This window comes from Caballeronia udeis (genome assembly GCF_044909315.1).
GTDB lineage: Bacteria > Pseudomonadota > Gammaproteobacteria > Burkholderiales > Burkholderiaceae > Caballeronia > Caballeronia udeis_A.
The window spans coordinates 42,990-58,307 of record NZ_JBIYEB010000027.1 but is presented as its reverse complement, the minus strand read 5'-3'; the positions used below and the strand labels follow the sequence as shown (position 1 = coordinate 58,307).

Genomic DNA, 15,318 nt, shown 5'->3' with positions numbered 1-15,318 from the left:
AGCCCGCGTCGTTCAGGCAGGCACAAGCGCGGGCCCGGGCGTTACAACCGGCCGCGCAATCTCGAGAAAAGCGTTGAGCGCGGTGCTCGCGTACACGTCGCGGCGACGCACGAACAACGTGTCCACGCGGGCATCTTCCGGTGCGACATCATGCACCGCCACGCGGCCCTCGCGCCATGCCGTGGCGACTACGCCTTTCGGTAACAGCGTCACGCCGACGCCCGCGGCCACACAACCGATCATGGCGTCGATCGAGCCGAATTCCAGCGGCGTGCTGACCTGCAAGCCATGCCGCGTCAGCACGCTATCCAGCCGTGCCCTATACGAACATCCGGTCCGGAAGACGATAGTCTTCACGTTGCCCGAATGCGCAAGCTCGGCGATCGAGCGAATGTGACGCGCTGTCACGAGCACCATTTCCTCGCGAAAGATGGCCTCGGCAGACAGTTCTTCGTGATGCACCGGCCCCGCGACAAACGCGCCGTCGAGCCGATACTGCAGGACGTCGTCTATCAGGCTCGCCGTGGTCCCGGTGCGCACCACCATGTCCACTTGCGGATAAGCCAGCGCAAACGATGCGAGCACAGCCGGCATGCGCAGTGCGGCGGTGGTCTCCAGTGTGCCGATAATCAACGGTCCACGCGGGACGCCGTCGTCCCTGACGGCGCTGCGTGCGTCGTCGAGCAACCGTGCCATCTGTCTGGAGAAAGGTAATAGCCTGCGGCCCGCAGCCGTCAGCTCAACGCCGCGGTGGTGCCGGTGAAAGAGCGCTGCGCCCAGTTCCTCTTCCAGCAAGCGAACCCGCGCTGTCACATTCGATTGAACGGTATGAAGCTCAAGCGCCGCGCGATTCATGCTGCCGTTTCGCGCGACCGACTCGAATATGCGTAAATCGGCAGCGTCCATGTCGACCTTCGATATCGGGAAAAGTGATAGCAATTATCACATCAAAGCGCCACTGGTTTCAGGAAAGCTTGCTAAGCTTTGCGCTGCTGACAGCGTTTAATGAAGGCTGTCCTGAAGCCGGAATCAAGCGGTTCCACTGAGAAGCAATGAGAAGCAATGCGCATATTCACGCACGCTTTCAACCTTGATGCAGCCGGGCCGCACTCACGGTCAAACCGAGTGCAACGGATGGATCCAGGGTACTCACGCACCGCGATCATCATCAAGGAGAAAAGAGCATGGGCACGTGGCGCGATCGTCGGATTCTCGACTTGTTTGGTATTGAAGCACCTATTGTTCTAGGGCCCATGGCAGGTCCCGGTACGCCCGAATTGGCCATAGCTGTGGGTGAAGCGGGCGGGCTGGGATCGCTGCCTTGCGCGCTGCTCAGCGTGGAGCAGGCGCGTGACGGCGTTGCGCTGATCCGGTCTAAAACCCGTGCCCCGATCAACCTCAATTTCTTCTGCCATGTTCCGCCGCAAGCCGATGCAGCGCGCAGCATGGCATGGCGCGCGCGTCTGGCGGAATATTACGTCGAGTATGGACTCGATCCCGAAGTCACGCCGCCCGCGGCAGGCCGTCGCCCGTTCGACAACGACTTCTGCGCGATCGTGGAGGAATTCAAACCCGAGGTCGTGAGCTTTCATTTCGGACTGCCAGATAAAAACCTGTTCGATCGCGTGAGAGCGACCGGCGCGAAAATCATAGCGGCGGCAACAACCGTGGCGGAAGCGCGCTGGCTCGAGGCGCATGGATGTGACGCCGTCATCGCGATGGGTGTTGAAGCAGGCGGGCATCGCGGAAACTTCCTGACGCAGGACTATGCCGCGCAGGTCGGCACCTTTGCGCTGGTGCCGCAAGTGGTCGACGCCGTCTCTGTTCCCGTGATCGCCGCAGGCGGCATAACCGACGCGCGGGGGATTGTCGCTGCGCTCGCACTGGGCGCGTCGGCTGTGCAGATGGGGACCGCGTATCTGTTTTGTCCCGAGGCGAAGGTACCCGAGGTGCATCGTATTGCGCTGCGCGAGTCCCAGGACGATTCCACCGTGCTGACGAACATATTCACGGGCCGGCCGGCGCGCGGCATCATCAATCGGGCAATCCGTGAACTAGGCCCGCTGTCCGCTGTGGCGCCCGCGTTTCCGCTTGCGGGGGCCGCGCTTGCGCCGCTCAAGGCCAAGGCCGAGCAGGCCGGCAAGGGCGATTTCACGAGCCTGTGGTCGGGGCAGGCGGCGCGGCTTGGGCGCGAACTGCCTGCGGGCGAATTGACGCGAGTGTTGATCAGCGAAGCGTTGGCGAGGATGGCGCAGGCGTGAAGCATTGCGGCGCCGTTCGCGTGGCCTGTCTGGTGCGATGAGCGTCACCCGTTCATCGCAGCCTCAAGCACGGCGAACACGCGCGGGTCAGTCGATTGGGCGACGTTGAAACGCAGGAAGCGGCTTGCGGACTGGGCAACGCTGAACGCATTGCCCGGCGCGAGGATGACGTTTTCGGCCAGTGCCCGCCGGGCCACGTCTGTTGCGTCGAGTCCTTCGGGTAGCGTGCACCAGAGAAACAGGCCGCCTCGCGGTTCGATCCATGGTTCGATGCCAAGCGTTTGCAACCGCGCGCTTGTTTGTCCCATCGAACGGGACAAACGCTCTCGCAAGCTCTCCATGTGCTTCCTGTAAGTGCCGTCTTTCAGCACGCCGAGAATGAGCTCGGCCGAAAGACGTCCACCGCCGAATGACGTGGCAATCTTCAAATCGATCAATCGCTCGACCCAGTCGTGCCGGGCCGCAATGAAACCGCAGCGCACCGACGCCGAAAGGCTCTTTGAAAAGCTGCCTGTGTGAACCACTCGCTCCAGGCCGTCGAAGGCTGCCAGGCGAGGCGCGGATTCGTGCTCGAAGTCGCCAAAGATATCGTCTTCAATAATGGTCAGGCCCGACTGGTCAGCGAGCTTGAGAAGCCTATGTGCAACAACCGGAGACAGCGTGGCGCCGGTCGGATTGTGAAGCGCCGAGTTGGTGATGTAGAGGCGCGGCCGATGCTCCGCGAGGGCCTTTGCGAACAGGTCGATATCAGGGCCTGCCGGCGTATACGGAACGCTGACGACCTTGGCCCGGTGCGCACGCAGCAACGCGAGGAAATTGAAATAGCAGGGGTCGTCGACGAGGACCGTATCGCCGGGTTCGAGCAGCAGGCGGCATAACAGGTCGATCGCTTGTGTGCCGGATTCGGTGAGGATGATCTGGTCAGGCGCGGCTTCAATGCCGCGATCCGCCATGCGCCGGGCGAGCAGTTGCCGCAGCGCCGGGTGCCCCAGGGACGTGCCGTAGTCGGCCAGCACGGCCCCGTCGGTGCGCGCCACGGATCTCAACGCACGGCGCAGCCCTGCCTCCGGCAGCCACGATGCAGGCAGCCAGCCGCAACCGGGTTTCAGGGCGTTCGCGCCGGCTTCCAGCGACTGTCTCGACACCCAGAACGGATCGACAACACGGTCCAGGCGCGGGCCCAATTCGGCGAGCGACAGCGGCGGCAGATGTCCGGCGACGTAAAAGCCCGAGCCGCGGCGTGACTGGATCACCCCTTCGGCAGCGAGGCGATCATAGGCTTCCACTACGGTGGACTTCGAGACCTGCAGGGTTTCAGCGAAGCCCCGGATGGACGGAACCTTGGCGCCCGGTGCCAGGGTACGTCCGGCAATCCGCTGCCTGATAGTCAGCATGACGCGCTCGACCAGCGTGCCGGCGTCTGTTCCAAGCGTAGTAGTGTCTTCCATGTGTACTGATATTTAACCCATACAGTTTTGCGTAACTGTAGTGCACTGTCTCTGGAAAATCCATGCTTCATGGACCGATACTGCCAGCTGAAAATAGGGGAGCATGATGGACAAGACGGCAAGCGGATGGATGAACGGTTTCCTCGGAATGCTGATTTTCAGCGGCTCATTGCCCGCGACTCGGGTAGCGGTCGCTGCTTTCGACCCGGTCTTCCTCACGGTCGCGCGAGCGGGAATTGCGGGCTTGCTGGGACTTGCGCTCTTGCTGGTGTTCCGGCAAAAGCGGCCCGAGCGGGGCGACCTGATTTCGCTCGCGGTCGTGGCGTGCGGCGTCGTGATCGGCTTCCCGCTGCTGACCGCCCTTGCGCTCAAGCACATCACCGCAGCCCACTCCGTTGTCTTCGTTGCCTTGCTGCCGCTTTCGACCGCCATCTTCGGGGTGCTGCGCGGAGGCGAACATCCGCGCCCGGCGTTCTGGCTCTTTTCCGGGTTCGGCGCGCTGTTCGTGGCGGGTTTTGCGCTGGCCCGGGGGACGGGGGCGTCGCCTGTCGGCGATCTGCTGATGTTCGCGGCCATTGTCGTCTGCGGGCTCGGTTATGCAGAAGGCGGCAGGCTCTCGCGCAAGCTCGGCGGCTGGCAGGTGATCTCCTGGGCGCTGGTTTTATCGCTGCCGATCATGGCGCCGCTGGCGCTGATCACCATGCCTTCGTCATGGGCGGACGTGGGTGGATCGGCATGGCTGGGCCTTGCCTACGTGTCCCTGTTCAGCATGTTGATCGGTTTCGTCTTCTGGTACCGCGGCCTGGCTCAGGGCGGTATTGCAGCGGTGGGGCAGTTGCAATTGCTTCAGCCCTTCTTCGGACTCGTGCTTGCCGCGACGTTGTTGCATGAGCCAGTCGGCTGGCCGATGGTGGTGGTCGCAACGGCCGTGGTGCTGTGCGTGATTGGCGCCAAGCGGTTTGCACGACCGGCGAATGCCGCGTTAGCGCGTTAGTGCATTTTCAGGGTGTCGTCATGGGAGCGGCACGGCGCGGGTCAAGCGCCGGACGAACGCGGCGGCCGGCCCGGAAAGCCTGCTTCGTGCTTTGTGCTTACTCGCCTGCGGCCTGAGCCTCTATTGAACGTCGACGACTATTTTTCCCTTGGCGGTTCCCGCTGTAATAGCCTGATAAGCGAGGTCCGCGCTAGTCAGCTCGAAACTGCGGGGATCCACTCTGGGCACCAGTTTTCCTGCTTCGACCAGCCGCGTTGCTATCTGCAGTATTTCTCCGTGATGTTCACGGTGTTTGCCGGTGAGCAGCGGCGAGAGCGTGAATACGCCCGAGTAGCTTGCTTCGCGGAATGACAATGGCGCCAGAGCATGGGTCCCCCAGCCTAGCGCGCTCACGACATGCCCGAATTGCCTGACCGCTGCAAACGATGCGTCCAGCGTCGCTCCGCCAACCGTGTCGGCTACCAGATCGAAACCTTCTCCTCGCGTGTGCTCTTGAACGTATTGCTCGACCGAGTACTCGCGATAGTCGATACCAGTCGCGCCATAACTCGCGATGAGTTCGGCATCACCTTTGCTCGCCGTTGCAAAGACGCGAGCACCCAATGCTTGCGCGAGTTGCACCGACACGTGTCCAACGCCACCGGCTCCGCCCTGTACGAGCACTGTTTGCCCCGCTTGTAACTGCGCCCTGTCCACAATCCCCTGATAAGAAGTGATGAAGCTGAGCGGCAGGGCTGCGGCTTCTTTCATCGACAGGTTGGAAGGTTTTAACGCGAGCAGTCGCGCATCTACTGCTGCGAACTGAGCAAGTGAGCCCTGGATGCCGCCGACGCCACCCGTCATTCCGTACACCTCATCACCCGCCTTGAACTGAGTAACGCCTTGCCCGACCGCCTCGACCACGCCCGCCATGTCGATACCCAGCACCAACGGCAGCGGATGTTGGGCATGCGCCGCGCTGCCCGCACGAATCTTGGTATCCAGCGGATTCAGGCCGCTCGCCTTGATGCGAACCAGCACCTGCCCGGGTTGCACGCCGGGACGAGGAATTTCCGTCAGTTCAAGCGGACCGTTATAGCGGTTCAGAACCAGCGCTTGCATGTTCATGATGTTTATCCGGGGAATCGAGCGAATGTGCTTGATTCATATTCGTCCATGCAGGAAATTACGTAAATCGACGTTATTGCACGACGGCCAAACATTTATGCATGAGGCGAAATGGACTGGGGCGATGTTCGGATTTTCCTGGCGATTGCCCGCACGGGTTCGCTTGGCGCGGCTGCAAGGCAGGCCGGTCAGACACAACCGACAATGGGCCGGCGGCTACGGGCGCTCGAGGCAGCGGTAGGCCAGACCCTGTTTCAGCGCACCACTGACGGGTTTGTTCTGACAGATGAAGGCGCGGCCGTACTGATGCATGCGGAGCGCATGGAGGAGGAGGCGCTTGCGTTCCAGCGCTCGCTGGCCGGCAAGGAACCGCATCTGAGCGGTGTGCTGAGGGTTTCATCGTCGGACTGGTTTGGCATTCACGTCCTGACGCCACTCTTCGCCGAATTCCTGAGAGCGAATCCGCGTGTGAGCATCGAGCTGGTTACCGATTCACGCCAATTCAGTCTTGCAAGACGTGACGCGGACCTGCTGTTTCGCATTACGCAATTCGAAGAAGCCGACGTGATCCAGCGCAAGTTCATGCACATGGACTACGCGCTGTACGGACCGGTCGACATGGTTCCGCCGCAGGCCGGCAACGGCGAGGGTTACCGCCTCGTCACCATGGACAGCGCGTTTGGAACGTTGCCCGACGTCGAATGGGTGACACGTGTGCTGCCAAAAGCGCAAGTGGCGTTCGGCAGCAACAATCGCGGCGCGCAAGCCCGGATGTGTGCGGAAGGGGGTGGACTAGCGGTGCTCCCTTGCCCGCTGGGTGACAATACGGCCGGCATACGCCGCATGGATCTTGGCGAGGCGCCGCCGGGGCGCGACGTCTGGTTCGGGTACCACCGCGACCTCCGCCGGCTGGGAAGACTAAGGGCGCTGCTTGATCTGGTCATCGAACGATTGGCGAATGTGTGAGCCGTGTGCTCAAAGCCCCATCGTTCGACTCTCGGGCAGGCCGGTTATTGCATCGCTGATCGATGCTCCCGATATGCCGCTGCAACCGTGCGCAAGGCCTCGCGCGTCTTCGTATCCGAGAGACTCGAATGCAGCACAATCTCCGACGAGGGAAGCACAGGCAGGCCCAGCACCGCGCCGACTTCGACGACACCGAGCGGTGCAACCCGATGCGCGAACGCTCCCACGGCTAGCCCGGCCGACACGGCAGCAGTGACGGCCGCCGTACCTCCGCCGATGAACACCTCGGTCCAGGCAATCCCCGCTGCATCCAGCCTGCGCGTCGCCACGCTGCGTATTCCGCACGATGCCGAGAGCGACGCGAGCCTCAGCGGCCCTCCTTCCCGATGCACGAAGCCGGGCGATGCAAACCAGCCCAGCGGCTCCAGCGCGAGCACTTCGCCGTTGCGGCGATCGTCCTCGCGACGCAGGATCGCAGCGTCAAGCTTGCCGCGCTCGAACGCGTCGAGCAGCGCGCGCGACGATTCGATCTGGACCTCGATCAGCAATGCGGGATCGTAGGCATGCAGCCGCGTGAGCAGTATCGGCAGGTCAGGACCTGCAACATGGTCACTGATGCCAAGCGCGAGGCGCCGCGTGGTGCCCGATAGTCCCGCGAGGGCGCGCTCATGCGCCGCGACGAACTCACGCGCCGCATCCAGAAACGCGGCTCCGCGCGCGGACAGCCGCACCAGCCGCGGCGTGCGTTCGATGAGCTTGTGGCCGAGCCGGTCCTCCAGCCGTTTCAGCTTCATGCTGATCGCGGCCTGCGTTGTGTCCATTGCCTCCGCGGCACGCGTGAAACTCTGAAAGTCCGCGACGAGTGTGAAGGCGCGCACTGCGTCGACATCGAGTGTTGCCATCTTATTCATCTCCAACCGTTATCACTGATATGTTCATACATCCCGTTGAGTTATGAGAAATAGTACCGCATAGTCGTCTTCACCGACCACCGGGCGGGCCGATCCTCGCGCCCCCGCATCCATCGACGAACGACTACATCCATGAGCCCACTCGACAAAGCGCGCCAGCTTTCTTCGCTCGACACGCATACCGCTGACCCGCGGCGCTGGCTCGCGCTATCCGTCCTCTTGACGGGGGCGTTCCTTCCAATCCTCGACTTCAACGTTGTCAACCTTGCACTTCCTTCAATCAGGCAGAGTCTCGGCGCCACGTCTGGCGAGATCGAATTCATCATCTCGGCGTATGCGGCAACCTACGCCGTTTTCCTCATCACCGGCGGCCGGCTTGGCGACCTGTTTGGCCGCAAGCGCATGTTCGTGACCGGCGTTGCCGGCTTCACACTCGCGTCGGCGTTGTGCGGACTCGCGCCGTCCGCTGTCGCACTCGTCGCGGCGCGCATCCTGCAGGGCCTGACCGCGACCGTCATGGCGCCTCAGGTTCTGGCCTCCATCCGCGTATTGTTTCCTCCCGCGGAACAGGGGCGCGCACTCGCGCTCTATGGCGCCACGTTTGGCCTCGGGAACATCTGCGGCCAGGTGCTGGGCGGCGCGCTCGTGTCGTTGCATCCGTTGGGATTCACCTGGCAGGCGATCTTCCTGATCAACGTGCCTATCGGTCTGGTGGCATTTGCCGGCGGTCTGGCATTTCTGCGTGACTCGCGGGCCGAACACGCGCAACGTCTCGACCTTGGCGGCGTAGTGCTGCTCTCGGTTGCCCTGGGTCTGCTGGTCTATCCGCTCGTAGAAGGACGGGAAACCGGCTGGCCGATGTGGATCATCGCGATGCTCGTCGCCGCGCCGTTTGCCTTCACGCTATTTGTGCGCTTCGAAACACGCCTGGCTGCGAGGGGTGGTTCGCCTCTTGTCGAATTCGCGCTCTTCCGCGAAGCGGGCTTCGCGGTCGGCGTCGCCATGGCATTCGCGTTGTATACGCTTTCGTCGTTTTACCTGACGTTCTCGGTGTACCTGCAAGGAGGGCTGCATCTCTCGCCGCTGCAAGCAGGGCTTGCCACGTTGCCGTACGCCGTCGCCTATTTCCTGGCGTCCCTGGCCTCCGCTCACGTCATGGCGCGGCTTGGCAAGTTCGCACTGACAGCCGGCTTCGCCCTGCAGGTGGTTGGCTTCAGTGTCGCGCTCCTTGCGGTGGCGGGAACGCTGGCGGACGGCCTTGATATCGGTCTCGCGATCGCCGGGCTGGGGTTTGGCACGGTCATGCCGTCGGTCATCAAGGCGGTGATCGGCGGGGTCGCGCCGAAGCATGCGGGTCTTGCTTCTGGAATTGTCATCTCGACATTCCAGATCGCCTCGGCGCTTGGCGTTGCGGTCATGGGCGGCGTGTTTTATGCCGAGCTTGGGGCTGGTCGCGGAGCAGCCTCGTTCGGTCACGCATTTGCCGTCGCGCTCGGCTGCAACGTGGTGTTGCTGGTCGTTGGCGGAGTGCTTTCACTATTCCTGCCCGATCAGCGGCACGCGCTCGCAAAAGCGGCTTCTACGGGAGTGAGCCGCGGCTAAGCGCGTCCGGTTTGGTCCCGGCTCTTCAGAGATGCATGCCCGCCGATTCCGAACAAGGATGAAGGATCGCGGTATTTCGAAAGCGGTCTTGTTGCAGCGATCGATATTCTTGTCCCAAGACCTTACGACGAAAGGTCGAGATTGCCGGCTAGCCGGATAACCTGGTGGTCCGCTGTAATCTGATGCCGTGGCGCTTCAGCTTTGCGTAGAGCGCCGGCTTGGACACGGAGAGCATGGTCGCGCAGCGGGTCATATTGAACCCGCAAGCGCCGAGTGCATGTTCGATAGCGAGGCGCTCTGCTTCCGCAAGTGACACGACGCCCACGGGGTCAGTCTTGCCCAGGCTGTCGCTTGTGTGATCGAGTCCCCGAGCGCCGGCTATCAGCGCACTGACGTCGCTGATATAAGGGTCGTCCTGCAAATTCATCGCCCGTTCCACGAAGTTCTCGAGCTCGCGAACGTTGCCTGGCCACCTGTACCTGATCAGTTGCTGCATTGCCTCCGGTGAAAAGCCGTAGATGTTCTTTCGCAGCAGCGCGGCATACTTGGCTACGAAAAAGCTCGCAAGGACGGGTATGTCGTCAACGCGTTGCCGCAGCGGCGGAATCAGGATATCGATGACATTGCAGCGGTAATAGAGATCCTCGCGGAACGTCTTGTCATGGACCATCGCTTGCAAGTCGCGATTGCTCGCGCAGATAATCCGCACGTCGATCCGTATGCCTCGCGTGTCACCCAGCCGGGTTACTTCGCGCTCCTGCAAGACGCGCAGCAGCTTTGCCTGAACGTCCAGCGGCAATTCAGAGATTTCATCGAGAAACACGGTTCCGCCGTCGGCTGATTCGAACTTGCCCGGCCGGCCTTCCCGAGTCGCACCCGTAAAGCTTCCCGGCAAGTGACCGAAAAGCTCGCTTTCGATCAGGTCGTGCGGTAACGCGGCGCAATTGATCGCGACGAACGGATGCCCTTGCCGCTCGCTCTCGTTATGGATCGCCTGCGCAAACACCTCTTTGCCAACACCGCTTTCTCCGCTTATCAGCAAGTTCGCTGCACCCCGCGCGGCCTTCCGCGCGGACGCCACCGCGGTCAGCAGTCCAGCACTCTGACCGACGATATTCTCGAACGTGTAGCGTGCATGATTGCCGGCGTACTTGCCGACGATCTTGCGAATGCGCTTGAATTCGCGGAACGTATTGACGACCGACACCACCCGGCCGCACGCATTTTTAATAGGAATCGCCGTATCCAGCAGATGAAGATGACGTGCCGGCGAATCGATGATGAGTTCCCGGTCGACGTAGCCCACGCCCGTGGAGAAGATCGGGCCGATGATCGGTTGAAAATCGATGAGCTTCTCCAAAGGCTGGCCGATCGCCTGCACCGGGTCGATACCAAGAATGCGCCCTGCGACCGTATTGGCATGACGCACCACACCGCCGCGTGCGAGCACCATCAGGCCATCGCCAATGTGATCGATGATCGCCCGCTGTTCGTCGATCAGCGTCTCGTGTGCGGCGAGCTCGGTATGGCGTTGCACCACGACTTCCAGGACGCTTTGCAGCAGGCCGCAGATTGTGGCGAGATCCGGTCGGTCCAATGATCCGCCGCTCGACACGAATATGACGATCCGTTCTGCGCCACAGACGAAACGCGTCGCGCACGCTGAGCCGATCTCGACGGGTTGTGTATCAATGGTCCCGCTTTCCACCAGCGCACGAATGGCGCTTTCGTCCTCCTCCGAAAGCGCGAATGCCGGATCGAGCGGTGAGCCTCCGCCGTCGAGCACTCGCACGAGAATGTCGGAATGCGACGCTACGCGATCGCGCGCTTCCTGCCAGGCCGGATCGGCCAGCGCTGCCAGGAGCGCATGAACCTCGACGCCTGTTTGATGGCCTTCCCTGTTCATGATCGAACTCACGATGGTTGTTCCCCAGAGAAGGTACCAACGGCAAAAAAGTTCGTCGCGTACAACATGCGCTGCATGCAAAAAAAAGACCGCCTCGACAGCGGTCAACACGGTCAGCAGGTTGGCCCCTGTCTTAAGCCTTTACTGCGCAGCCAGCGGTTCCAGTTTTCCGCCGGTCAATCGATACACGGTCACTGGCGCATGAACCCAGTCGCCATGCTCGTCGAACTTGACCGGCCCGAGCATGCTGTCGAAAGCCGACTCGCTCATCACCTTTGAAAACACCGGTGCCGACGTTGAATTTGCCTTCTGCATGGCCTGCGCTATCACCAGAGTAGCCGCATAGAATGCCGGCGCGTAGGTGTCGACATCGGCACCGAACGTGCTCTTGAATTTTTCGCGAAACGTCTTGCCGGCCGGCAGATTATCCAGCGGCTCTCCGCCCTGGGCGCAGAACATCCGGTTATCGAGGGCATTGTTCGACAACTTGGCAAATTCCGGCGAGCAGATTCCGTCTCCGCCGACCAGCGCTGCCTTCATTCCCAGGTCGTTCATCTGACGGGCGAGATACGCGGCCTGCGCATAGTAGCCGCCATAAAAAACAACCTGCGGATTCTCGGCCTTGATGCGGGTCAGGATGCCCTTGAAATCGGTACTTTTATCGGTGCCGTATTCACGGGCCACGACGTTCAGGCCATCTTTCCCGGCCTGCTTGACGAATACGTCGGCGACTCCCGAGCCGTAGGCGGTCCTGTCGTCGATCACGGCAACCTGTTTGGCCTTCAGCGCCTTGGCCGCATAGTCAGCCATGCGTGCGCCCATCTCGTTGTCGTTTGTGGCGAGCCGGAACACATAGGGAAACCCGAGCGCGGTCAGCGCGGGATTGGACGATGCACCCGTGATCATGACGACGTGCGCGTCGTTGTAGACCCGCGCGGCCGGAATGCTAACGCCCGAGTTGTAGTGGCCGATGACTGCCACCACACCCTCATCGACGAGTTGCTGCGCAACATTCACGCCCACTTTTGGATCAGCCTGGTCGTCGACAGAAACCAGTTCGAACGTCACCGGCTGGCCGCCGACGCTGATCTTCTTCGCATTGAGTTCGTTGATGGCGAGTTGCACACCGCGTTCGTCGTCCTTGCCGCTTTGTGCCTGACTACCCGTCAGCGGTCCAGCGTGACCGATCTTTACGATGGTATCTGCCGATACCGGCGCCGCTCCTGCCAGGCTGAGGCCCGACACGACCGACATTGCGACCAGCGAGCGTGCTATTTTCATCATCATTCCCCGAGGTTGATATTGCGAAGTGATTGCAAGAGATCCCGTACGGGCGACAGGTCTGAAAACTCGTAGTCGGGACGCGGCTGCCATGTGCCAAGCGATTCGCCACCGCGATTGATCCATGCGACCTGCATGCCCAGGGGCTTCGCGCCGTCAATGTCCGCCCAGCTCGCGAGAGAGCAATGCAATACGTCAGATGCGGGGACGCCCAACCGGTCCAGCGCCAGCGCGAAGATTGCCTGTGAAGGCTTGTACGCCTTCGCCATCTCGGCGGTCGTCACGTGTTCGAAGTAGCGGGTCAGGCGGCTGCGTTGCCACAAATCGCTGTCCATGTTTGTGATCGGCATCAGCGGAAAATGCGCGCTGGCCCATTCGAGAAACGGTATTGCGTCGCCGTGAGCCGGCGACGATTCCACCAGGTGCGTGAGGAAGATATCGGTCAGCGAGGCCGGGTTCTGGTTCCTCAATACGCCCGGCTCGAGGGCGTCGAGGCAGTCTCGCATTGCCGCCTCGGCAACATCCCGATACCGCCGATAAGCTCCTCCCCGATACAGCCGCACATTGCGGATGTCCCAATCCAGGTAAATGTCGGCGGCACTCCTTGCCGTTTCCACGCCGAGCCGTGCAAGCACCGCTTCCATGCCGCGCGTGCCACCCGCGTCCACATCCACGAGTGTGCCGAAGTAGTCGAACGTCAGGGCCTGGATCTTCATGGCGATTTTCTCTTTGCAAATGCGCTGACCCGCTGTGCGGCATCCGGATTCCTGAATGCGTCGATGGTCGCTTCGGCTTCGAGATCGAGACTATGCGCAAGCGTGGTCGACAGGTCGCGGTTCACGAGCCGCTTGAGCTTCGACACGGACAGTCGCGAAAGGCCCGCCACGCGTTGCGCGAGGTCGATCGCGGTGTCAACGAGCAATTCGCGCGTGACAACCCGATTGACGATGCCCATCGCGTGCAGTTGCTGCGCGCTGTGCCGCTCACCCAGGAGCCATAATTCCATCGCGCGCTGATAACCGACTGCCTGTGGCAAGAGCCAGGTGACGCCACCCGTGACGAACTGGCCCCAGGCCATTTCCGGGAAGAAGCAAACGAGATCGTCGGCCGCGACGACCAGATCGCAATTCAGCAGCCACTCGAAGCCACCGCCCACCGCGAATCCGTGGATCGCACCAATGACAGGTTTATCGTTGAACATGAGATCCCGCGTGATGCGCTGAATGCGGTCTATGTGACTTCGGATACTGGCATCGCTTTCCGTTTGTTGGTCGAACTCCTTCAGGTCATCGCCTGCGCAGAACGCACGGCCTTCACCTGCAATGACGATCGCATGAACGGTTGCGTCATCATTGACCTGCTTCAGCGCGTGATGAAAATCCTCAAGCAGGTCACCGCTGATCGCGTTGAGCCGTTCGGGCCGGTTAAGCGTCACGACGCTTACGGCTCCGTGTCCGACAATCGTTACGTAGCTCATTTTGGATTCCTCTCGATCCAGCGGGTTTTTCCTTCCGTGCGCGGAAAGTGTTCGAAGGGGACCATGGTCACGATGGCGGTTGAGCCAACGCGAGCGCGGATAGCCGCTTCAATTTCAGCGGCAGCGTCCGGCCAGCGATCGGCGGACATGCCTTCTGCCGCTTCCACGGTCATGGCAATGCGGTCATAGGGCCCGTCACCCTTGAGCATGATCCGGAACATGCCGGAACTCAGGTGCGGCAAGGATTCCACGGCCACGCGTACCGCACTCGGGAATACGTTGACGCCACGCACGTTGAACATGTCGTCGGTGCGGCCGGTTACGCGAAAACGCCATGCGGTTCGACCGTCAGGACCGGGGTCCGTGCCGGTGACCGTGACCACATCCCGGGTGCGATAACGGACGAGCGGCTGGCACTCCTTGCGCAGATGCGTGCAGACGAGTTCTCCAACGGTCCCTTCGATGATCGGCAAACGCTGCAGCGTCGCGGGATCGATGACTTCTGCGAAAACAACGTCGCTTGCGTGAAACAGCAGATCATTGGTCCAGTCCGTCTGGCCACCAAGAATGCTCAGGATTTCGGATAAGCCGAAGTTCGCGTTGCGTACCTTGAATCCCCATTTCTCTTCCATGCTTGCACGCAGGTCCGGATTGTCGAGCCCGGCCTCGCCGCCAAAGAGGCCGAGGGTGAGCTTCAGATCGCGTGGCCCCACGCCATCCAGCTCGCGCAAGACCTGCTCAATGAGACCGGGATAGGACGGCGTGCAGGAAATGGCGTTGATGCCGAGTCTCAGGATTGAATCAATCAGCAAGCGCGTATTTCCAACGCCGAACGGAATCACCGTGGCGCCTGCTGCTTCAAGGATGGTGTGATCCGTGAAGCCGCCTGTCCACATGCAGTAGTTGAGGCAATGCACGACGCGATCGGTCGGCCGCAGTCCCGCCGCCCACATGGACCGTGCGCCGGCGCGAGCGACCCATTGGGAATCGCGTGCACTATTGCCCAGGATGAGCGGGCTGCCGGTCGTCCCCGATGTCTTGTGCAGACGAGACACCGATGCTTCACCGCACGCCGCGTAGTCGCCATATGGCGAAGCGTTCTCCTGGCTGACCCGGAGTTCGTCCTTTTCCGTAAAGGGAAGCTCGGCAAGTGAATCCAGCGTCACCTCGTGGTCTATCCACTTTGCAAGCTTGCTATGGTAGAACGCGGACATCGATCGGATGTAATCCCATTGCCTGGTCCACAGGCCGTCCTGGAGGGCACGCACATCGGGCAATGGCAATGTTTCGAATTGCTCGTCGAGATAAACGGCCGAAGACGGCCGCGCCGAATGCAAATCCATGAATCAACCTTTTTGTGATTGG

Annotated in this window: 13 protein-coding genes; 4 read left to right on the top strand and 9 right to left on the bottom strand. The window is 61.6% G+C overall.

What is annotated here, in order from left to right; translation table 11 throughout:
• Positions 1-12: 12 nt before the first annotated feature.
• The gene (locus ABH944_RS33210) at positions 13-906 is read right to left on the bottom strand and encodes a LysR family transcriptional regulator (RefSeq protein WP_404611581.1); all 894 of its coding nucleotides are present in this window, start codon (positions 904-906) and stop codon (positions 13-15) included.
• Between the two features lie 278 nt (positions 907-1,184).
• Between ABH944_RS33210 and ABH944_RS33205 the strand changes: the two genes are divergently transcribed.
• Positions 1,185-2,261, top strand: a complete 1,077-nt coding sequence (locus ABH944_RS33205; RefSeq protein WP_404611579.1) for an NAD(P)H-dependent flavin oxidoreductase — start codon at positions 1,185-1,187, stop codon at positions 2,259-2,261.
• Positions 2,262-2,305: 44 nt separating this feature from the next.
• On the opposite strand, the gene ABH944_RS33200 is transcribed toward ABH944_RS33205, so the two are convergent.
• Positions 2,306-3,709: an aminotransferase-like domain-containing protein gene (locus tag ABH944_RS33200; protein ID WP_404611577.1), complete on the bottom strand. Its 1,404-nt coding sequence runs from the start codon at positions 3,707-3,709 to the stop codon at positions 2,306-2,308.
• A gap of 106 nt (positions 3,710-3,815) precedes the next feature.
• On the opposite strand from ABH944_RS33200, the gene ABH944_RS33195 reads away from it, so the two are divergent.
• Complete coding sequence (locus tag ABH944_RS33195; protein WP_404611710.1) at positions 3,816-4,703, top strand: DMT family transporter; 888 nt, start codon at positions 3,816-3,818, stop codon at positions 4,701-4,703.
• A gap of 120 nt (positions 4,704-4,823) precedes the next feature.
• Here ABH944_RS33195 and ABH944_RS33190 read toward each other — a convergent pair whose 3' ends face one another.
• Entirely contained in the window at positions 4,824-5,810 is a 987-nt protein-coding gene (locus ABH944_RS33190; protein ID WP_404611575.1) for a zinc-dependent alcohol dehydrogenase family protein, read from the bottom strand.
• A gap of 111 nt (positions 5,811-5,921) precedes the next feature.
• Here ABH944_RS33190 and ABH944_RS33185 point away from each other — a divergent pair, with 111 nt between their 5' ends.
• Positions 5,922-6,776 carry a LysR family transcriptional regulator gene (locus ABH944_RS33185; protein ID WP_404611573.1) on the top strand — a complete coding sequence of 285 codons (855 nt, stop codon included), beginning with the start codon at positions 5,922-5,924 and terminating at the stop codon, positions 6,774-6,776.
• 44 nt (positions 6,777-6,820) lie between these two features.
• Here ABH944_RS33185 and ABH944_RS33180 read toward each other — a convergent pair whose 3' ends face one another.
• Entirely contained in the window at positions 6,821-7,678 is an 858-nt protein-coding gene (locus tag ABH944_RS33180; RefSeq protein ID WP_404611571.1) for a LysR family transcriptional regulator, read from the bottom strand.
• A 141-nt stretch (positions 7,679-7,819) separates the two neighbouring features.
• Here ABH944_RS33180 and ABH944_RS33175 point away from each other — a divergent pair, with 141 nt between their 5' ends.
• Complete coding sequence (locus ABH944_RS33175) at positions 7,820-9,289, top strand: MFS transporter (protein WP_404611569.1); 1,470 nt, start codon at positions 7,820-7,822, stop codon at positions 9,287-9,289.
• Between the two features lie 148 nt (positions 9,290-9,437).
• Here the strand turns inward: ABH944_RS33175 and ABH944_RS33170 are convergent, their stop codons facing one another.
• From ABH944_RS33170 to ABH944_RS33150, 5 genes are all read right to left on the bottom strand, one after another.
• Entirely contained in the window at positions 9,438-11,207 is a 1,770-nt protein-coding gene (locus tag ABH944_RS33170; protein WP_404611567.1) for a sigma-54 interaction domain-containing protein, read from the bottom strand.
• Between the two features lie 129 nt (positions 11,208-11,336).
• Entirely contained in the window at positions 11,337-12,449 is a 1,113-nt protein-coding gene (locus ABH944_RS33165) for a branched-chain amino acid ABC transporter substrate-binding protein (protein WP_404611708.1), read from the bottom strand.
• A gap of 29 nt (positions 12,450-12,478) precedes the next feature.
• The gene (locus tag ABH944_RS33160; protein WP_404611565.1) at positions 12,479-13,192 is read right to left on the bottom strand and encodes an HAD family hydrolase; all 714 of its coding nucleotides are present in this window, start codon (positions 13,190-13,192) and stop codon (positions 12,479-12,481) included.
• Entirely contained in the window at positions 13,189-13,953 is a 765-nt protein-coding gene (locus ABH944_RS33155; protein ID WP_404611563.1) for an enoyl-CoA hydratase/isomerase family protein, read from the bottom strand. The genes ABH944_RS33160 and ABH944_RS33155 overlap by 4 nt, the downstream gene beginning before the upstream one ends.
• Positions 13,950-15,296 (bottom strand): phenylacetate--CoA ligase family protein, encoded by a 1,347-nt coding sequence (locus tag ABH944_RS33150; RefSeq protein WP_404611561.1) that lies wholly within the window; start codon positions 15,294-15,296, stop codon positions 13,950-13,952. Before ABH944_RS33150 ends, ABH944_RS33155 begins: the two co-directional genes overlap by 4 nt.
• Positions 15,297-15,318: the final 22 nt, after the last annotated feature.